The sequence below is a fragment of the Saccharothrix sp. S26 genome (genome assembly GCF_021390395.1).
Classification (GTDB): domain Bacteria; phylum Actinomycetota; class Actinomycetes; order Mycobacteriales; family Pseudonocardiaceae; genus Actinosynnema.
Genome location: NZ_JAJUWT010000029.1, coordinates 53,441 through 72,698 on the forward strand (window position 1 = coordinate 53,441; position 19,258 = coordinate 72,698).

A 19,258-nucleotide genomic window follows, 5' to 3' on the forward strand; every position below is an offset into this window, starting at 1 on the left:
GTGAGCGGTGATCCCGAGAAACCCGACCATCCCGAGCGGGCGGCCGTGGCCGCGCACGCCGACGACTTCCTGATCGGCTTGCGCGAGTGGCTGGCGATCCCGTCGATCGGGGCCGACCCGGCGCACCACGGCGACGTGGCCGCCTCCGCGCACTGGCTGGCCAACGCGTTGCGCCGCGACGGGTGGCCCGACGTGCGGGTCTGGGACGAGGGACCGGCGCTGCCCGCCGTGTACGCGTGCTGGCCCGCCGCGGACCCGGACGCGCCGACCGTGCTGGTCTACGGCCACCACGACGTGCAGCCGGTCGACCCGGTGGAGCAGTGGCAGCACCCGCCGTTCGAGGCGACGCTGGTCGGCGAGGAGCTGTTCGCGCGGGGTGCCAGCGACGACAAGGGGCAGGTCGCGATGCACCTGCTCGGGGTGAAGGCGCACCTGGCGGCGACCGGCGCGGCGCGGCCCGCGGTGACGCTGAAGCTGTTCGTGGAGGGCGAGGAGGAGTCCGGCTCGCCGCACCTGACGCGACTGCTGGACGACCACCGCGCCGACCTCTCGTGCGACCTGGTGGTGTTCACCGACACACCGCTTTACGCGCGTGACGCGCCGACCGTGTGCACGGGGCAGCGCGGGGTGTACGGGGCGGAGGTCGTGTTCACGGGCGGCACGTCCGACGTGCACTCGGGGCGGGCCGGCGGCAGCGTGCCGAACCCGGCGACGGCGATCGCGCGGCTCGTCGCGGCGCTGCACGACGACGAGGGGCGCGTTCGGCTGCGTGACTTCTACGCCGACGTGGTCGAGCCCACCGAGGCCGAGCGAGCGGATTACGCGGCGCTGCCGTTCGACGAGGCCGTGTGGCTGGCGAACTCGGGCGGTGCGCGGGCGGTGGCCGGTGAGACCGGGTGGTCGACCCTCGAACGGGTCTGGGTGCGGCCGACCGCCGAGGTCAACGGCATCCACGGCGGTTACACCGGGCCGGGGCTGAAGACGATCGTGCCCGCGCGGGCGTCGGTGAAGCTGTCGTTCCGGCTCGTGCCCGACCAGCGGCCGGAACGGGTGGCCGACTCGCTGCGGCTGTTCGTCGCCGAGCACACCCCGGCCGGGCTGCACGCCGAGGTGATCACCAGCGGTGACGGTGCGCCGCCCTACGCGGTGGACGTTTCCCACCCGGCCGTGGGCGCGGTGCGTGACGCGGTGCAGGCCGCGTTGGAGCAGCCCGTCAGGTTCAGCCGGACGGGTGGCTCCGGCCCGGCGGCGTTGCTGCACGGGTGGCTCGGCGTGCCGGTCGTGTACCTCGGCGCGACGTTGCCGGATGATCGGATCCACGCGCCGAACGAGCGCGTCGTCGTGCCGCAGCTCCTCCGCGGCGCCGAGGCCGCCGCCCGGCTGTGGCGGCTACTCCCCGAGAGGCTGTCATGATCCGCCGCACCAGCCCGGGGGAACCGCTCGCCGAGCGGCCCGGTCACTCGCTCGTCGGCGTGATCAGGATGCCGGACACGGTGCAGAGCCCCGTCCGCGCCATCCTCAAACGGGTGATCGGCGCGCTCACCGCGCTGATGGCCGCCGTGCTGATCGTCTACCTCGACCGTGACGGCTACCGTGACGTCAACGAGGACGGCCTGTCCTTCCTGGACGCGGTGTACTACGCGACGGTGTCGCTCTCGACCACCGGATACGGTGACATCACCCCCGCCAGCTCGTCGGCGCGGCTGGTCAACGTCCTGGTGATCACCCCCTTGCGGGTGCTGTTCCTGATCGTCCTGGTCGGTACGACCCTCGAAGTGCTCACCGAGCGTTCGCGGCAGGCGCTGCGCATCCAGAAGTGGAGGACCAAGGTGCGGGACCACGTGGTCGTCATCGGGTACGGCACCAAGGGCCGGTCCGCCGTCAGCGCCCTGATGGGCGACGGCGCCGAGCCGGGCTCGATCGTCGTCGTCGACACCACGCAGGAGGCCCTCGACGCCGCGTCCGCGATCGGCCTGGTCACCGTGCACGGCTCGGGGACCAGCAACGACGTGCTGCGCGTGGCGGGCGTCCCCCGGGCGCGGGCGGTCGTCGTGGCCGCGAACCGCGACGACACCGCCGTCCTGGTCACGCTCACCGCCCGCGAGCTCGCGCCGAAGGCCCAGATCGTCGCCTCGGTGCGGGAGCGGGAGAACGAGCACCTGCTCCGCCAGTCCGGCGCGGACTCGGTCGTGGTCTCCAGCGAAACCGCCGGCCGACTGCTGGGCATGGCCACCGCCACCCCGTCCGTGGTCGACATGGTGGAGGACCTGCTGACCCCCGACGCCGGCCTGGCCATCGCCGAACGCGACGTCGAGCCGTCCGAGATCGGGGGCTCGCCGCGTCACCTGCCGGACATAGTGCTGGGCGTGGTGCGTGACGGCACCCTCTACCGGGTGGACGCCCCGGAAGCCGACGCGGTGGAAGCCGGCGACCGCCTGCTCTACGTCAAGAAGGTCACCCCGCCGAAGGAAGCCTGACCTCAGTCGACCAACGGGATCCGCACCTCGAACACCGCCCCACCCACCTCGGGCCGCGCAGCACCCTCACCCCGCACGCCGTCGGCCGGTTCGGGGTCGCGGACTGCATCGCCCGCCGAACCCGGCCGCGCGGCGCGGGCGCTGTCCACGTCCTCGGACGGCTCGTCCGTGGGCATGACGGCAGCCCCGCCGTGCCGCGCGACGTCGGTGGCCGACCCCGCCACCGACCCGCTCGGCGCAGGCGACTCCTCCCTGCTCGCCGGATGGCGGTTGGGCGGGACGCAGGACAGCTCGCCGCCGTGAGCGCGGACCACGCCACGGGCGATCGGCAGGCCGAGGCCCGAGCCGCCGGAGCGTTGGTCCCTCGCCTCGTCCAGCCGGACCAGCCGGTCGAAGATGCGTTCCCGGTCCTGCGGCGGCACACCGGGCCCGTTGTCGGACACGGTGAGCAGCGCGAAGCTGCCCGCCGTCGACACCCGCAGCCGCACGCGACCCGACGGGCCGGTGGCCTGGCGGGCGTTGTCGGCCAGGTTCGCCAGCACCTGGGCCAGCCGTTGCGGGTCACCGGACACGAACGCCGACTCGCCCTCCGCTGCAATGTCGAACTCCGGCGCGACCAACCGCGTCCGCCCCACCTCGGCCTCGGCCAACGCCAGCAGGTCGACCCGTTCCCGGTGCAGTTCCAGACCGGCCTCGATGCGTGCCAGCGCCAACAGGTCGTCCACCAGCCGCCCGGCCCGCCGCGACTCGCGCACCAGCAGCAGGTTCAACCGCTCCCGCTCCTCGGCGCTCGCGGTCTGCATCAGGGCCTCCGCGACCGCCTGCACGCCCGCGATGGGTGTCCTCAGCTCGTGCGCCGCGTCGGCCACGAACCGCTTCGTCCGCTCCTCCGATCCCTCCAACGAGTCCAACATGTCGTCGAACGCGGCCGCCGTCCGACCGAGTTCGTTGTCCGCCCGCGACGGGTTGAGCCGGTAGCCCCGGTTGCCGCGCGCGATCGAACGGGCCAGCGTGGTCATGGCGTCCAACGGTGCCAACGCCCGCCGCACCACCAGCACCATGGCACCGACCGTCACCGCCAGCGCGCCGACCCCGACCAGCAACAACAGCCGCCGCAGCCTGGCCTGCGCCGCCGTGATGACCGACGACTCGGCGTACACGGTGATGGTCGACCCGTCGACCAACTGCCTGTTGACTTCGTTCGCCACCTCCTCGTCCGGCGCGTTCCCGAACACCGTCCCGTCCGGCATGACCAGCCGGACCTCCACACCCCGGCCTTCCAGCCGGTTCACCAGGTCCGCCCCGCGCACCCGCTGCTTGACCAACTGCTGCGCCACCCGCGCCTTCTCCAGCAACGCGGTGTCGACGTCCCGCTTGGACTGCGCCGCGAACAACGCGTCCACCAACAACACGACCCCGACCAGCACGACGCCGAGCACACCGATCGCGGACAGCGTGACCCGTCGACGCAGCGAGACGGTCCGCAAGCTCACGTCTCGTCCGCCCTGAGCACGTAGCCGAGCCCGCGCACGGTGTGCAGCAACCGCGGCCCGTGCTCCTCCAACTTCCGGCGCAGGGCGCTGACGTGCACCTCCACCAGGTTCGGGTCGTAGTCCTCGTAACCCCACACCGCCGTGAGGATCTGCGTCTTGCCCACGACCCGCCCCCGCTGCGCGGCCAGGTACCGGAGCAGCCGCAGCTCGGTGGCGGTCAACTCGATCACCATGTCACCGCGCAGCACGACCGCCGAGTCGGCGTCCACCACCAGGTCGCCGATCTGCACCGTGGACGGTGTGCGCCCCAACCGCCGCAGCACCGCGCTCACCCGTGCGACCAACTCCGCGAGCACGAACGGCTTCACCACGTAGTCGTCCGCACCCCGGTCGAGCCCTCGCAGGCGGTCGGACACCCCGTCCCGAGCGGTCAACATCACCACCCCGGCCCCACAGGTCCGCCTGATGACCTCCAGGAGCATGAAGCCGTCCCGCCCGGGCAGCATCACGTCGAGCACCACCAGGTCCGGCCGGAACCGGACCAGCTCCCCTTCGAGGTCACGACCGTCCGGCCGGACCTGCACCTGGTAACCCGCATCCCGCAAAGCGGAACCGACCGCGGCGGCGATCGCCTCCGCGTCCTCGATCACCAGCACTCTGGCAGCAGTCGACACCTCCATATTCTGCGTCGCGTCGCTTAGCACAGCCGTGAAGCCGGTGGATGTGCCGGACTTGGGGCCGACCTCCCTCGACATGGGCGCGGACGGGGGAGGCCGGCCGCTTGTGGGGCCCGGCCACGTGCCGGTGGCGAGCGGCCGGCGTGGACGCGGGAATTCGGATCGATGTGGATGGGCACGGGCCGACATGGCCGACCTCGCGGTCTTGCGATCGGCCGGGTGGGGCGGGGTCCGGCCGGGTTTGGCAGCCGAAGTCTGGGCAGCCGTTGGGCCGCCGGCGGTGGGCGGATGTGGTCGGGCGGCTGGACCGGGGCTGATGCTGTCGGCGGGTGCGGCCAAGGGCTGGTTTTGGTCGGCGGCCTCGGCTGGGCCGGGCCCGGGTTGCGGTGTGTGGGTTGCGGTGTGTGGGTTGGGTGGCTGGACCGGGGCTGGTTCGGGCGGTGGCAGCGGCTGAAGGAGTACCGGTGAGACGGCTGCCGCGGTCTTGGCCCTGGTGGTGACGGCGGCGTGCGCGCCGGTGCCCAGCGGCGCGCCGCCGATCGGGTGGTTCGCCGGGCCCGCCGCGGCCGGCCGACGCGGTGGAGCTGACCGCACCGCCCAGCACGGCCGACGTGCCGCCGTCGTCGTGCGACCCGAGGGCGAGCCGGCGCCCGACCGGGCTTGCTGTTGGTGGGTGCGGCCAGGGGTCGGTTTTGGTCGGCGGCCTTGGCTAGGGCCGGGCGTGGGCTTGCGGTGCGTGGGTTGGGTGGTTGGGCGGCTGCGGCCGGGTTGGGCGGCTGGACCAGGGCTGGTGCTGTTGGCGGGTGCGGCCGGGGGCGGGCTTCGGTCGGTGACCTTTGGCTGGGACCGGTCCCGGGCTGCGGGTGTGGGTGGCTGGGTGCTACGGCGGGTTGGGCGGGCCCAACCGTGGCGGGCGTTGGTGGGCGAGCTCGGCTGGGACTGGCGTTGGTGGTTGACCTCCTTCGGGCTGGGGCGAGGGCTCGGCTGCGGGAGTGGGGCGGGTGCGCCATCGGGATGGAGCCTGGAATGGGAAGTGCGCGTCAGGGCGGCGGTGGTCGGCCGAGGTGGCCCGGTCGTGGGCGTGGCGGCCTCAGGCGAGGCCGGCTGGTCCAAGGCCGGAGATCTCGCCGTGGTGCTCGGTGAGGCATCCGGCGACGGGCGCGAAGTCGGGCTTGGAGTCGGATGGGGTCGGAGTGCTTGGGGGTGAGAGGCATGGGTCCAGTGTCGAACAGGAGTTCGAGGGTGGGCAAGATCACGATCGAGTGATGTTTGGGCGCGTCGTCCACCGCCACGGCCCGCACGACAACCCGCCGCGCCGTCTGCGACCATCCACGCTGTGGCGGTTCCGCGAAGCCCGGTCAGGTGGGCGTTGGTGCTGCTGGTCGTGGGCCTGCTGGCCGTCGCGGCAGCGGTCGCGTTGTGGTGGCCGCGCACGTCCACCCAGGCCCAACGGGTCACCGCCACCGTCGTCGAACCGGCCTCCTGCGGCGACGCCGACGCTTACGACCGGGTCGAACTGACGATCGGTGACCGGACGCACACGGCCAAGCTCGACGGCTGCGGCCACCAGCCGAACGAGGTGGTGGAAGTCGTCGTCCCCGCCGACACCGACGGCGAGTTCACCGTCCAAGCCGCTGCCGCCGCACCCGCGGGCGTGCCGTTCGAGATCAGGTTGGCCACGTTGCTGATGTGCCTGAGCGGCCTCGCCGGCGGCCTCTACGCCTACCTGCTGACCAGGCGTTCTCAGCCCACGTCCTCCGCCGAAGCCGCGTAGGTGTTGCACGAGGTCGTCACGCCCGACGTGAACCCGAGCGACGCCCACTCGGACTGGTTGTCCGGGCTGCCGTGGGCGTTCTTCTCCGGCGGCTCCTTCACGGCGTACTGGAAGTCGTCCGCCGCCTCCTGAGCCAACCCGGACCCGAGCGACTCGGACGCCGCCACCAGGAACATCCCGGCGAAGCAGTTGGCCTGCAGCTCGATCCGCCGCGACATCTCCAGCCCGGCCGGCGTTTCCTCGCCCGCGGCGACGAGCTTGCTGTCCGCGGCGCGCAACATGCCGGTCAACGCCTGCACGTGGTGCCCGTACTCGTGCGCCAACGTCGCCAGGTGCGACCCCGCGCGCTCGCCGCCGCCGTTGTCACGCAGCCGCCGCGTGGGCATGTAGATGGTCCTGTTGCGCCCGCAGTAGTACGCGACCGCCTCGCTCTCCGCGGGCGCCGAGCCGCACGGCCCCTCGGCCAGGTCCGGCGACGTGTCCAGCGCGGGCGGGTCGAACGGCAGGTTCGCCTGCTCCAGCGCCGGCCGCCACGCCTGGTCCAGGCACAGCACCCCGGCCTTGTAGTAGGACGCCAGCTCCGCGTCCGACACCCCGAACCCCGGCAACGCGCACGTCACGACGGGCAGCCGAACGGGCGTGGTGAGCAGCGGGTGGTCGGCCAGCCGGTGCACGGCACGCGGCCGCGGCGCCTCGGTCTCGGTGGTCTGGGTGCCGGTCACGCCCGGCGCGGCCACCGCGCGGCCGTTGACCCGGCGGGACGTCTCGAGCTGCGTGATGCCGCCGAGGCCCAACACGCACAACACGATCAACGAGAACACGCCGATGAGGACGATCGGGTTGTTCTTGGGCTCCTCGGGCGTGTGCACGGTCCTCCAGTCGGGTCAGCTGACGTCCGCCGCGCTCGCCACCCAAGTGTTGCACGCGCTCGTCTCGTTGTTTTTGAACCCGTGGTTGACCCACGCGGCGTTGCGCTCGGGCGCGCCGTGGTCCCGGTTGGGGTAGATCGGGTAGTCGCCGCGGTTGCCCGCGTCGGTCAGGGCCACCGAGATGACGTCCGCGGGGATCGCGCCGTGCGACAGCGGCGCCAGCGTCATCCCGCCGAAGCACGTGGCTTGCAGCTCTTTGCGGCGGTTCAGGTCGAGGCCCTCGGGGGTGTCCCAGCCGCCCTTCTCGTACTGCGCCTGGCTGGACGCGCGCAGGATGCCGGAGAGCCACTGGATGTGGTGGCCGTACTCGTGCGCGAGCTGGCCCAGGTACTTGCCCGGGTGGTTGGGGTTGGCCGAGCCCTGCTCGTTGGCGTAGTGGTTCGGCGTCCAGTAGATCGTGCCGTCGCAGTACATGGCGGTGCGGTCGGGGCCCATGTTGCCGCACGTGTTGGTGATCTGGGACGTCACCATGACCAGCTCGACCGGCTGGTAGGGCAGGTTCGCGCGCTCGAACGACGGCTTCCACATCGCCTCGATGCACGGCAGCGCGGCCCGGAGGAACCGGTCCTGGCCGGCGGGCGAGTAGTCCATCGCCGGCAGGGGGCAGCCGTCGATGTTGAACGCGCCGAGGCCGGCGGCGTGGATCGGGTTGTCACCGAGCGTGATGCTGGCCTTGGGGCCAGCCTTCGGCGTGTTGGTGGACGTGGATCGCCTGCTGCTGCTCTCGGTGGTGGTCGTCGTCGTGGTGGTCGTGGTGGTGGTGGGTTCGGGCGTGTACGTGTAGCTCGCGTACCCGGCGTTGCCCGAGTCGCTCGCTTCCTTGGAACCGCTGGTCGCGGCCACGATGCCGATCGTGGCGACGCCCAGCACGAGGAAGCCGACGACCAGCACGGCCACCAGCGGGCCCTTGCTCTTCTGCCGCGGCAGCGGCGGGTACGGGTTCGGCGCGGGGCCCCACCCCTGGGGCGGTCCGGGCGGCGGCCCCCAGTTCACGGGCGGCGGCTGCGGCGGGGCCATCGGCGGTCGCGTCACGGGCGGCTGACCGGGCCACGGCTGCTGCTGGGGGTACTGCGGCTGGGGGTACGGCTGGGGTTGCGGGCCGGTCTGCGGCGGCTGCTGCGCGGGCCACTGCCGGGTCGGCTGGGGCTGCTGCTGGGGGTGCAGCGGGGCGGGCATCGGTGGCGGCCCGACCGGTCGCGGCGGTGGCCAGCCACCCGGTGGCGGTGGTTGCGTCATCGCTGGTCGTCCCCCATATCGCGGATGCCCGAATCAGCACAAGAGCTTAGGGGAACTCCGCTATTCTCCGCGGCCGTGTTGAAAAACTGGGGAGCGGCGGCCATCTGCGCGGTCGCGCTGTGCACGGGCGTCGGCACAGCGTCGGCGCAACCGGGCAGCACGGCCGGGCTGCCCGGGACAATCGGCGCGGACGTGCGGCTCAAGCTGGAGCGCGACGGCAGGCTGAGCGTGACCGAGGTGGTCACCGTCCCCGAGGGCAAGTCCGCGAAGCGGGTCGTCCCGTTGCGCGTCCCCGTCTCCTCCGACCGCGACCGGGTGTTCCAGGTCGGCGACGTGGCGGTGGAGGGCAACGGCACCGCTACAGCATCGGACGACGAGCTCACGATCGCACTCCAGGCGGGCACGTCCACCGTCAGGTACTCCGTGGTCGGCACCGTCGCCCAGATCGGCGACACCTTGGAGCTGCGGTGGCAGCCCGCGAGCGGGTGGGACGCCGAGCTCGACTCGGTGAAGGTCTCCGTGATCACGCCGGACGTGCCGCGGTCGGTGAACTGCCTGGCCGGCGAGCCGGGCACGTCGAAGCCGTGCACCAGCGCGGACCTGGGCGACGGGCGCGGCGTGCGGGTGACGGAGATCGGCCTGGCGGCGGGCGAGCGGGTCGACGTGGCCGTGGGGTTGCAGGAGGGCACGGCGCCCGCCAACGCGCGGGTGGAGGAGACGTCGGGGTTGGCGGCGGCGTTCGCGTTGACCCCGTTGACCGGCGCGGGGCTCGGTGGGCTCGTCGTGCTGCTGCTGTGCGGCGGGTTGTTGTTGTGGTACCTGCGGGGCCGTGACGCGCGGGCGTTGGCCGGTGAGGTCGGGCCGGTGAACGTGCTGGTGGCCGACGGGTCCGGGCGGGTGGCGTTCGCCTCGCCGGACGGCGTGCTGCCCGGCCAGGTCGGGACCGTGGTGGACGAGCACGTGGACGTGGTGGACGTGACCGCCACGATCGTGGACCTCGCGGTGCGCAACTACGTGTGGATCGAGGAGGTCGACGGGCACGACTGGCGGTTCGTGCGGCGCAACCCGGCCGACCCGTCGTTGTCGGGGTATGAGCGCGCGGTGTACGAGGCGTTGTTGCCAGACGAGGTGGACGCGGTGTCGTTGTCGGAGCTGCGGGGCAGGCGGATCGACCTTTCCCGGGTGCGCGACGAGCTGTACGCCGACGTGGTGGCGAAGAACTGGTTCGCGCGGCGGCCGGACGCGGAGCGCAGCCTGTGGTGGTGGGTCGGGGTGGGGGTCGCGGTGCTGGGCGCCGCGCTGACGGTGGTGTTGGCGCTGGTCGGCGGTGCGGCGTTGTTCGGGCTGGTGGTCCTGGTCGCCGGGGTGGCGTTGGCGGTGGGCGCGCGGACGATGCCCGCCCGGACCAGGCGCGGGAGCGTGCTGTTGGAGCACGTGCGCGGGTTGCGCGGGTACCTGCACACGGTCACGCCGCAGGACATCCCGGAGTCCGATCGGGAGATGGTGTTCTCGCGGTCGTTGCCGTACGCGGTGGTGCTGGGGGAGACGGAGCGGTGGCTGGCCGCGTTCGCGGGGGCGCGGCCGGGGCTGTACTGGTTCGGCGAGGCGGAGCGGGGCGGTGACCTGCGGCGGTTCGCGCAGCGGTTCCCGGCGTTCCTGGGCGCGGTGGACGGGGTGCTGGCGCAGGCGGGGCACCTGCGGTCGCTGCGCGGCTGAACGTTCACTCGAAAGTGATCTTGCGCCACGTCGAACAGCAGTTCGACAATGGAGCCATCCCCCAACACGAACCCGCGGGCGGCGGGTGACGGTGGTGGGGGTTCAGGCCCCAGCCAACCCGGTGTCCACGCGCGCCGGCTCCACCGGGTGGGCGGCCTGCTGAGACAGGCGGTGGTCCGGACCGGTGCAGGCGTGCGCCCGGTCCCGGATCGACCGTCGAGCGGCTGGTCGGCCGGTCCGAACCCGGTCGTTTCGCGCTGGGCGTAGCGGGGCGCTCCGACGGGCGGGCGACCGTCGAGCCCGGCAGTGGTGTGAACCCGTAGGCTGCGTTCATGGCGCTACCCGAACTGCACAGGTTCACGCTTCCCAACGGTCTGCGGGTGGTGCTCGCACCCGACCGCAGCGCCCCGGTCGTCGGGGTGAGCGTGCACTACGACGTGGGCTTCCGCTCCGAGCCCGAGGGGCGGACGGGGTTCGCTCACCTCTTCGAGCACCTCATGTTCCAGGGCAGCGAGAGCCTGGAGAAGCTGGCCCACTTCCGGCACGTGCAGTCCTCGGGCGGCACGTTCAACGGGTCGACGCACCCGGACTACACCGACTACTACGAGGTGCTGCCGTCGGCGGCACTGGAGCGGGCACTGTTCCTCGAGGCGGACCGGATGCGGGCGCCCAAGCTCACCGAGGAGAACCTGCGCAACCAGATCGACGTCGTGAAGGAGGAGATCAGGCTCAACGTGCTCAACCGACCGTACGGGGGGTTCCCGTGGATCCTCCTGCCGCCGGTCTTGTTCCAGACGTTCCCCAACGCGCACAACGGCTACGGCGACTTCACCGACCTGGAGAACGCCACCGTGGACGACTGCGCCGCGTTCTTCGACACCTACTACGCGCCGGGCAACGCCGTGCTGACGGTGGCGGGCGACTTCGACCCGGAGGGGGCGAAGGCCCTCGTCGAGAAGCACTTCGGTGACGTGCCCGCCCGTCCGGTGCCGTCCCGGCCGTCGTTCGCCGAGGCGCCGCCGAAGGGCGAGCTGCGGGCCGAGCACACCGACCAGCACGCGCCCATGCCCGCCATCGCCGTGGGCTACCGGATCCCGGACCCGGTGACCGAGGTCGAGGGCTACCTCGCCTACCTGGTCCTGGCCGGTGTGCTCACCGACGGCGACGGGTCGCGGTTGCAGCAGCGGCTGGTGCACCGTGACGCGATCGTGGTCGACGTCGGCGCGGGGTGCGGTCTGTTCGGGCCGTTGGAGGCGCGCGACCCGGACACGTTCAGCATCACCGCGATCCACCCGCCGGAGGTGAGCTCCGAGCAGGTGCTCGCGGCGGTGGACGAGGAGCTGCTGCGGTTGGCCGAGGAAGGGCCGTCGGAGCAGGAGCTGGCGAAGGTCACCGCCCGCTGGGTGTCGACCATGCACCGCGAGCACGACCGGCTCACCAGCCGGACGCTGGGCCTCGGGTCGGCCGAGCTGCTGTTCGGGCGGGCCGAGCTGCTGTACGAGCTGCCGGAGAAGCTGTCCGGCATCACCACCGACGAGGTCGCCGCGGCGGCCAAGGCGTTGCGGCCGGACTCGCGCGCCGTCCTGACCCTCAAGCCCGCCAGTGGAGGTAACGAGTGAGCGCCCCGACCAAGCACCGCAGCGCCGAGGAGATCGGCCGTACGGAGCTAGGGCCTCGCCCGTTCCCCGAGCTGGGCGAGCAGCGGGCGGCGGCGGACCTGGACACGATCGACACCACGCTGGCCAACGGCCTGCGGGTGCTGGCCGTGCGCCGGTCATCCGTGCCGCTGGTGGAGGTGCGGCTGCGGATCCCGTTCGGCGACCCGGCGACGAGCAGCGTCGGCTCCACCCACGCGGCTCGCGCGGAGGTGCTGGCGAACACGATTCTCACCGGCACGGCGACGCGCAGCCGGGTGGACGTGGACACCGAGCTGGCGCTGGTCGGCGGCGAGCTGGACGCGGTGGTCGACCCGGAGCGGCTGGCGTTGTCCGGAAACGCGCTGGTGTCCGGTTTCGAGACCGTGCTGGACGTGCTGCGGGACGTGCTGACCGGTGCGACCTACCCGGCCGACGAGGTCGAGCGGGAACGCGCGCGGCTGGTGGAGCGGATCCGGCTGGCGCGGTCGCAGCCGAACGTGATCGCGCGGGAGGCGTTGCAGCGCCACCTGTACGGCGACCACCCGTTCGCCAAGGAGATGCCCGAGGCGGAGGAGGTCGCGGCGGTCACGCGTGACGACGTGCTGGCGCTGCACGCGTCGGCCGTGCTGCCGCGCGGTTCGGTGATCGTCGTGGTGGGCGACGTGGAGCCGGACGCGGCGGTGCGGGCGGTCGAGGGCGCGCTGGGCGGGTGGACCGGCGAGGGCACCGCGGTGTCGTTGTCGCCGCTGCCGCCCGTGCGGGGTGGTGACGTGCTGTTCGTGCACCGTCCCGGCGCGGTGCAGTCCCAGATCCGGCTCGCCGGGCGGGGGCTGGAGCGCACCGACGACCGGTACCCGGCGTTGCAGTTGGCGAACCTGGTGTTCGGCGGGTTCTTCTCGTCGCGGCTGGTGGAGAACATCCGCGAGGACAAGGGCTACACCTACAGCGCGCGGTCGCACCCGGAGTTCACGCCGGGCGGCGCCACGCTGCTGGTGGACGCCGACACCGCGAGCGAGGTGACCGCGGCGGCGCTGCTGGAGACCCGGTACGAGCTGGGCAGGCTGGGTCTCGTGCCGCCGACGGAGTCCGAGGTGGACACCGCGCGCCGGTACGCGATCGGGTCGCTGCTGACCGCGACCTCGTCGCAGGGCGGGCTGGCGTCGTTCCTGGTGAACCTCGCCGGGCTCGGCCTGGACGTGGAGTGGTTCACCGGGCACCCCGGCCGGTTGGCCGAGGTCACCGTGGAGCAGGTCACGGAGGTGGCGTTGGAGTTCTTCGCACCGACGGCGTTCACCGGCGTGCTGGTGGGCGACGCGGAGCTGTTGACCCCGCAGCTGCGGGCGTTGGGCGGCGTGACCCTGCCGTGAGCTTCGAGTTGGTGGAGCTGCCCGCCCTGTCGAGGTTCACGGTGGACCGGCGGGAGCCGTTGCGGGGTGACGCGGAGCGCCTCGCGCAGTTGTGGCCGAAGGCGCGCGTGCTCACCGTGGACGCGCACGGTCGCACGCTGGTGGCGGATCAGGCTTCGCGCGTGGTCGACCGGCCCGCCACCGAGTTCGGTGACGGGCCGCCGGACACGGCGGTGCTGCTCGGCGAGCAGGACGGCGTGGCGTACTGGGCGGTTCCGCTGACCGAGGACGAGACGGACGTCGGTGCTCCGGCCGGCCGGGCGTGGTTCCGGCCGGAGCTGACCGACGAGCCGCAGTGGCTCGACCTGCGGGCGTGCGGCGCGTTGTTGGACGACACGGGCGCGGGCCTGTTCACGTCGGCGGTGGCGTTGTTCCACTGGCACCGGTCGGCGAAGTTCTGCGCGGTGTGCGGCGGGGGCACCGAGTCGATCAAGGCGGGCTGGGCGCGGGTGTGCGAGCGGTGCGGGCGCGAGGAATACCCGCGCACGGACGCCGCCGTGATCTGCCTGGTGCACGACGGCGCGGACCAGGTGCTGCTCGCGCGCGGCGAGGGGTGGCCCGAGGGCCGCTACTCGGTGCTGGCCGGGTTCGTCGAGGCGGGCGAGTCGCTGGAGGCGTGCGTGGCGCGGGAGATCGAGGAGGAGGTCGGCGTCGAGGTCGCCGACATCCGCTACCTCGGCAGCCAGCCGTGGCCGTTCCCGCGGTCGTTGATGGTGGGGTTCGAGGCGGTGGCCGACCCGGCCGAGCCGTTGCGGCTCGCGGACGGCGAGATCGCGCAGGCCAGGTGGGTCAGCCGGGCGGAGGTGCGGCAGGCGCTGGCCGAGCCGGGCAGCGTGCCGGACCTGCTGCTAGCGCCGGGCGCCTCCATCGCCTACCGGATGATCCAGTCGTGGGCGGCGGCGGGCTGACCCGGCGCGGCGGCGCGGGTCAGGCGACCCGCAGCAGGTCGGGCCACGGCAGCGTGCGCACGAAGTCCGCGTACCGGGTCCAGGTGACCTCGGGCAGGTCGGCGTGCAGCCGGCGCAGGTCGATGTCGGTGCCCACCTCGGTGAAGTAGCCGAACATGGCGGCCAGGTCCGCCGAGTAGCGCGCGACCACATCCAGCGGCGGGCGGTGGTGGCGGATCGGGCGGCCGGTGGCCGCGGTCAACGCCTCGGCCATGCCCGCCGGGGTGAGGGACTCGCCGGCCAGGTCCAGCCGCCTGCCCGCGAACCGGTCGGGTTGCTCCAGGGCGAGCACGGCGACGGTCGCGATGTCCCGCACGGCCACGAGGTGCAGCGGGCGGTCCGACGGCAGGGGCAGGTGGAACGTGCCTTCGCGCAGGCCCCGCAACGTCCACTCGCCGAACTTGTCGTCGATGAACGCGGCCGGTCCGAGGATCGTCCACCGGCCACCGGCGGCGACCAGGTGCTCCTCGATGCGCTGCTTGCTGTCGAAGTGCGGGATGCCGGTGCCGCGGTCGGCGTTGGACGCCGACGTGAACACGAAGTGCTCCACGTCCCGCGCGGCGTCGACCAACGCGATGCCGTGGCGGGTCTCGGTGTCGGTGTCGGTGCCGAACGGCGTCGTGACGGCGAAGACCGCGCGGACGTCGTGCAGGGCCGTGCGCAGGGACGCGGGGTCGTCGAAGTCGCCGTGCGCGATCTCCGCGCCGAGCCGGTGGAGTTCTTGTGCCGCAACGCCGTGCGGCGTGCGGGTGAGGGCGCGGACGCGGTGGCCGCGAGCCAGGAGCGCGCGGGTCACGGCGCCGCCTTGGGCGCCGGTGGCGCCGGTGACCAGGATGGGTTTCATGAGCAAAGGTTGACAGTGAAAATGTTCTGCGGTCAAGCGAGTTTGCTAGGCTGCCGCAATGAGCCGACACGAGCCCGGTGACGCGCTGCTGGCCTGGCTGTACGCCCAGCAGGGCGTGGACGCCGTCCGGGTCGCCGTGGAACGCCGGATCGAGGCCGCCGCCGGGTGCTCGCTCCTGGAGCACGAGGCGCTGTACCGCATCCACATGAACGGGCGGCTGCTGATGTCCGAGCTGTCCGAGCTGCTCGCGGTCAGCCCCAGCGGCGTCACGCGACTGGTCGAACGCCTGGTCCGCCGCGGCTGGGTCGCGCGCGAACAGCCACCGGACAACCGCCGGGTCGTCCACGCCGTGTTGACCGACGCCGGGCGGCAGGTACTGGCGGCCACGAGCGCCCCCGCGTACCGCGACGCGGTCGCCGAGGAGTTCGCCGCTGCGCTGAGTGATCGCGACGTCGCGGAGCTCAAGCGGATCGGGCGAAAACTGCTGGAAGCACACGGCAAATGGGACGCCAAGAGGTTCGCGACCGACTAACGTCGGGGCGTGCACCGCAGACTGACCGTGCGCGACCTGCGTGCCGGCAACCGCGCGCGGGTGCTGCGCGCGCTGTACTTCGACCAACCGCGCAGCCGCCAGGAACTCGCGGGTGCCACCGGGCTCAGCCAGGCGTCGGTCAGCAACGTGGTCGCCGAGCTCATCGCGGACGGGGTCGTGGTCGAAGCCGGGCAGGTCGACTCGGACGGCGGCCGGCCCCGCGTGCTGCTGCGCGTCAACCCGGACCACGCGGCGGTGGTGGGCGTCGACGTCGGTGAGACGCACGTCCTGGTCGAGGTGTTCGACCTGACGTTGCGGCGGCTGGCCGAGGCGACGTTCCCGATGGAGCCGGACGTGCACTCCGTCGACGAGGTGGCCCGGCGTGTCCTCGAAGGACTCGACCGGTGCCTCGCCGAGAGCGGGGTGGGTGACGTGCTCGGCGTCGGCATCGGCCTGCCCGGCCAGGTCGAGCACGGCCGGGTGTACGCGCAGACCGTCGGCTGGCACGGCGTGGCCCTGGAACGGCTGCTGCGCACCGGCACCGACCTGCCGCTGTTCCTCGACAACGGCGCGAACACGTTGGGGCAGGCCGAGGTCTGGTTCGGCGCGGGCCGCGGCACGGGTGACGCGGTGGTCGCGTTGATCGGGTCGGGCGTCGGCGCGAGCGTGATCACGGGCGGCGTGCTGTACCGCGGGTCGTCGGGCGGCGCGGGGGAGTGGGGCCACACGACCGTGGCGCTGGACGGGCGGCCGTGCCGCTGCGGCGCGCACGGGTGCCTGGAGGCGTACATCGGCGCGTCGGCCGTGGTCGGCCGGTACCGCGCGGTGAAGGCAGACGTGCCCGCCGAGCAGGAGCAGGCGTTGGCGGCGCTGGTCGCGGACGGTTCGCGGGCCGCGCGGGACGTCCTGGCCGAGACCGCCCGCTACGCCGGGCTGGGCATCGCGAACCTGATCAACCTGTTCAACCCGTCGCAGGTGATCGTCGGCGGCTGGGCCGGGCTGCTGCTGGGCGCGCGCATCCTCGACGACGTGCGCACCCAGGCCTCCCGCCACGCCCTGCACCGACCGTTCGAGCAGGCCGCGATCACCCTGTGCGAGCTGGGCCCGGAGTCGGTCGCCCTGGGTGCGGCGACGCTGCCGGTGGCCGAGTTCCTGGCCGCGGGCGGCGTGCGCCACCGCACCCCCAGCCGGGTGCTCTAGGAGTGCTTGCCCATGGCGCGCAGCACGCCATCCACCACCGCGTCCATCCCGACTTCCGACCGGATTGCGTACCGGTCCGCCAACATCGGCGAGTGCCTGGTGAACTCCTCGTGGTCCAAGCCGTGGAGCACCGGGATTAGCCCCGTGCCCTGGCTGCTCGCCACGCTGAACAAGCCGTTCACTTCCTGCTTGGTCCAGAATTTGCGGAAGAAGTGCGGGCTCATCACCAGCAGACCGGCTTGCGACCGCTGAATCCCCTTGTCGATCGACTCGCGAATGCTGTCGCCAGGGACCATCGTGTATTCGTCGTACCACACGCGGAGTCCCGCTTCACGCAGCGCGGTCGCCAAGGGTCGCACGAAGGCGGTCTTGTCCTCGTGCGCGTGACTGATGAAGACGTCCCAGGTTGACCTGTCATCCATGATCACTCCGGCTCGAAGCCAAGAAAGCCAGCGTTCATACGTGGTCGTCGGCATCGGTTTGGAGTGCGCTGAGGACACCGCTCGCATGACGAGTTGCCCGACCAGGCGCCGTGGGCTCAAGCCGGCGGAGTCGCCCGTGTATATGTCGGCAAGGCTTTCCAACGGTGTGTGTTCCTCCGGATATGTCGATGGATCGAGCACGAGCCTGGCCAAAATGGCTGCACAGCGTTGCGCGGTGACGCGCACCTCGATGGACTGCACGCGTCGAGGGTGCTGGCAGTAGTCGAGCCAGGAATCGATCCACGGGTGGTCGACGATGCCTGCCTTGGTCAACTCGGCCGTGAAGATCTCCCGTCGTTCCGCGGTGGTCACCACCGGTCGGCCGGTGAGGATCTCGAGCAGTTCCCGTAGACCGCTGCCGAACTTGCTACGGCGTAAACGAGTGTCCAACTCCGTCACGGTGACCGTCGTGCGCGTTCCGGGCCGCAATTTCCGTCGTGCCGGTGTGGGCTGGTCGAACGCTCCGAGCAATCCGCTGAGATCGTTGGCGGTGTGCACATCGCCCGTTTTCAGCGTGAAACCGGCCTGGCCCGACTCCACAGCGTTGAGCGCCTTCTCCCACAGTTCCTCGTAGGACGACTTGCCGTACATCCTGTGCACATCGGCATTGCTCAACGTCACGTGCAGATGCTACCGATGAGAGCTTGCCATGGGCCGGGCGGTCGAGTTCCGCGCTGCGGCCGGTTGTTGGGCACAGCACGTCGTGAATGCGCGTGCGTCGGTTGAGCCGGTGGGGTGCGAGTCCTGGGCCACGTGCGCCACCGCACCCCCAGCCCCGCGCTGTGACGCCGCAGGTCACGCCGTGTGCTGGTACGCCGAATAGGTGAGGTAGCCCGCGTCGCCGCCCTGGTAGTACGTGTCGGGGTCGACGGGTGCCAGCGGCAGGCCGGTGCGCAGCCGTTCCACCAGGTCGGGGTTGGCGATGAACGAGCGGCCGAAGCTGATCAGCTCCGCGCCCAGGCCGAGCCAGTGGTCGGCGGTGGTCCGGTCGGTCTGCTTCGGGCCCAGCGGCATGACCGGGTTCATGATCAGGGTGCCCGGCCACGCGCGGCGCAGCCCGATCAGCACCTCCTCGTCCGCGGTGGCCTCCAGGTGCACGTAGGCGAGGTCGAAGCGGGCCAGCTCGGCGAGCAGGGCCGCGTACAGCTCCGGCACGTCGGTCTCCTCGACGCCCCAGAACGTGCCGCCGGGCGAGAGCCTGATCCCGGTCCGGGCACCACCGACGGCGTCCACCGTGGCGGCGACCACCTCGACCGCGAAGCGGATCCGGTTGGTGATCGGGCCGCCGTACGAGTCGGTGCGCAGGTTGGCGTTGGACGACAGGAACTGCGAGATCAGGTAGCCGTTCGCGCCGTGCAGCTCCACCCCGTCGAACCCGGCGTCCACGGCCCGGCGGGCGGCGTCGGCGTACGAGCGGACGTGGTCGGGCACCTCGGCGGTGTCCAGCGCGCGGGGGACCGGTGCGGGCTTCGGCCCGTTCGGGGTGAACACGTCACCCGTGGCGGGGACGGCGGACGGCCCGACCGGCTGGAACCCGGTCGTGTCCGGGTGCGACACGCGGCCGCCGTGCATGATCTGGGCGAAGATGCGCCCGCCGTTGACGTGCACGGCGTCGGTGACGGTTCGCCACGCGGCCACCTGCTCGTCGGTGTGCAGGCCCGGGGTGCCGGGGTTCGACTGCCCGACCAGGCTCGGCTGCGCCCCCTCCGAGATGATCAACCCGGCGGTGGCGCGCTGGGCGTAGTAGGTCGCCATCGACGCGGTGGCGAGACCGCCGGCCGCGGCCCGGACCCGGCTCATCGGGGCCATCACGACCCGGTTGGGCAGGTCGAGGCCGCCGAGGCGGTAGCGGTCGAACAGCGAGGTCATGCCGAACTCCTTCGTACTGGTCGAGGCCCGCTGCGGGCT

General features: G+C 72.3%; 16 protein-coding genes. 9 read left to right on the forward strand and 7 right to left on the reverse strand.

Translation table 11 applies throughout. The features are described from left to right. Positions 1-1,413, forward strand: a complete 1,413-nt coding sequence (locus LZG04_RS36750; RefSeq protein WP_233826071.1) for a M20/M25/M40 family metallo-hydrolase — start codon at positions 1-3, stop codon at positions 1,411-1,413. Then, complete coding sequence (locus tag LZG04_RS36755; protein WP_233826073.1) at positions 1,410-2,477, forward strand: TrkA family potassium uptake protein; 1,068 nt, start codon at positions 1,410-1,412, stop codon at positions 2,475-2,477. The genes LZG04_RS36750 and LZG04_RS36755 overlap by 4 nt, the downstream gene beginning before the upstream one ends. Positions 2,478-2,479: 2 nt before the next feature. On the opposite strand, the gene LZG04_RS36760 is transcribed toward LZG04_RS36755, so the two are convergent. Further along, entirely contained in the window at positions 2,480-3,970 is a 1,491-nt protein-coding gene (locus LZG04_RS36760) for a cell wall metabolism sensor histidine kinase WalK (protein ID WP_233826076.1), read from the reverse strand. Beyond that, on the reverse strand, positions 3,967-4,644 hold the full coding sequence (locus tag LZG04_RS36765; RefSeq protein WP_374202969.1) for a response regulator transcription factor: 678 nt from the start codon (positions 4,642-4,644) through the stop codon (positions 3,967-3,969). Before LZG04_RS36765 ends, LZG04_RS36760 begins: the two co-directional genes overlap by 4 nt. Before the next feature lie 1,339 nt (positions 4,645-5,983). Between LZG04_RS36765 and LZG04_RS36770 the strand changes: the two genes are divergently transcribed. Then, entirely contained in the window at positions 5,984-6,421 is a 438-nt protein-coding gene (locus LZG04_RS36770; protein WP_233826080.1) for a hypothetical protein, read from the forward strand. On the opposite strand, the gene LZG04_RS36775 is transcribed toward LZG04_RS36770, so the two are convergent. Then, a complete protein-coding gene (locus LZG04_RS36775) occupies positions 6,391-7,290 on the reverse strand; it encodes a neutral zinc metallopeptidase (protein WP_233826083.1) in 900 nt (299 codons plus the stop codon). The two genes, LZG04_RS36770 and LZG04_RS36775, sit on opposite strands and share 31 nt — an antisense overlap. Before the next feature lie 15 nt (positions 7,291-7,305). Continuing rightward, complete coding sequence (locus LZG04_RS36780; protein ID WP_267938796.1) at positions 7,306-8,526, reverse strand: neutral zinc metallopeptidase; 1,221 nt, start codon at positions 8,524-8,526, stop codon at positions 7,306-7,308. A gap of 135 nt (positions 8,527-8,661) precedes the next feature. Here LZG04_RS36780 and LZG04_RS36785 point away from each other — a divergent pair, with 135 nt between their 5' ends. The 4 genes from LZG04_RS36785 to nudC all read left to right on the forward strand — a co-directional run bounded on the left by LZG04_RS36785 (position 8,662) and on the right by nudC (position 14,253). Further along, entirely contained in the window at positions 8,662-10,302 is a 1,641-nt protein-coding gene (locus LZG04_RS36785; RefSeq protein WP_233826086.1) for a DUF2207 domain-containing protein, read from the forward strand. Between the two features lie 332 nt (positions 10,303-10,634). After that, the gene (locus LZG04_RS36790) at positions 10,635-11,921 is read left to right on the forward strand and encodes a pitrilysin family protein (protein WP_233826087.1); all 1,287 of its coding nucleotides are present in this window, start codon (positions 10,635-10,637) and stop codon (positions 11,919-11,921) included. Next, positions 11,918-13,306, forward strand: coding sequence for a pitrilysin family protein (locus LZG04_RS36795; protein WP_233826088.1), 1,389 nt, complete (start codon positions 11,918-11,920; stop codon positions 13,304-13,306). Before LZG04_RS36790 ends, LZG04_RS36795 begins: the two co-directional genes overlap by 4 nt. Continuing rightward, positions 13,303-14,253 (forward strand): NAD(+) diphosphatase, encoded by a 951-nt coding sequence (gene nudC, locus LZG04_RS36800; RefSeq protein WP_233826090.1) that lies wholly within the window; start codon positions 13,303-13,305, stop codon positions 14,251-14,253. Before LZG04_RS36795 ends, nudC begins: the two co-directional genes overlap by 4 nt. Positions 14,254-14,272: 19 nt before the next feature. Here the strand turns inward: nudC and LZG04_RS36805 are convergent, their stop codons facing one another. Beyond that, positions 14,273-15,136, reverse strand: coding sequence for an NmrA/HSCARG family protein (locus LZG04_RS36805; RefSeq protein WP_233826092.1), 864 nt, complete (start codon positions 15,134-15,136; stop codon positions 14,273-14,275). Between the two features lie 58 nt (positions 15,137-15,194). Here LZG04_RS36805 and LZG04_RS36810 point away from each other — a divergent pair, with 58 nt between their 5' ends. Next, positions 15,195-15,668: a MarR family winged helix-turn-helix transcriptional regulator gene (locus LZG04_RS36810; protein ID WP_233826094.1), complete on the forward strand. Its 474-nt coding sequence runs from the start codon at positions 15,195-15,197 to the stop codon at positions 15,666-15,668. A 9-nt stretch (positions 15,669-15,677) separates the two neighbouring features. Continuing rightward, positions 15,678-16,868, forward strand: coding sequence for an ROK family transcriptional regulator (locus LZG04_RS36815; protein WP_233826095.1), 1,191 nt, complete (start codon positions 15,678-15,680; stop codon positions 16,866-16,868). Here LZG04_RS36815 and LZG04_RS36820 read toward each other — a convergent pair. Beyond that, the gene (locus LZG04_RS36820; RefSeq protein WP_233826096.1) at positions 16,865-17,971 is read right to left on the reverse strand and encodes a TIR domain-containing protein; all 1,107 of its coding nucleotides are present in this window, start codon (positions 17,969-17,971) and stop codon (positions 16,865-16,867) included. The two genes, LZG04_RS36815 and LZG04_RS36820, sit on opposite strands and share 4 nt — an antisense overlap. Before the next feature lie 174 nt (positions 17,972-18,145). Further along, positions 18,146-19,219 (reverse strand): alkene reductase, encoded by a 1,074-nt coding sequence (locus tag LZG04_RS36825; protein ID WP_233826098.1) that lies wholly within the window; start codon positions 19,217-19,219, stop codon positions 18,146-18,148. Positions 19,220-19,258: the final 39 nt, after the last annotated feature.

Coding starts and splice junctions, on each gene's coding strand:
- LZG04_RS36755 (WP_233826073.1), top strand. CDS start 1,410: ATGATCCGCCGCACCAGCCCGGGGGAACCGCTCGCCGAGCGGCCCGGT.
- LZG04_RS36780 (WP_267938796.1), bottom strand. CDS start 8,526: ATGCCCGCCCCGCTGCACCCCCAGCAGCAGCCCCAGCCGACCCGGCAG.
- LZG04_RS36790 (WP_233826087.1), top strand. CDS start 10,635: ATGGCGCTACCCGAACTGCACAGGTTCACGCTTCCCAACGGTCTGCGG.
- LZG04_RS36805 (WP_233826092.1), bottom strand. CDS start 15,136: ATGAAACCCATCCTGGTCACCGGCGCCACCGGCGCCCAAGGCGGCGCC.
- LZG04_RS36810 (WP_233826094.1), top strand. CDS start 15,195: ATGAGCCGACACGAGCCCGGTGACGCGCTGCTGGCCTGGCTGTACGCC.
- LZG04_RS36825 (WP_233826098.1), bottom strand. CDS start 19,219: ATGACCTCGCTGTTCGACCGCTACCGCCTCGGCGGCCTCGACCTGCCC.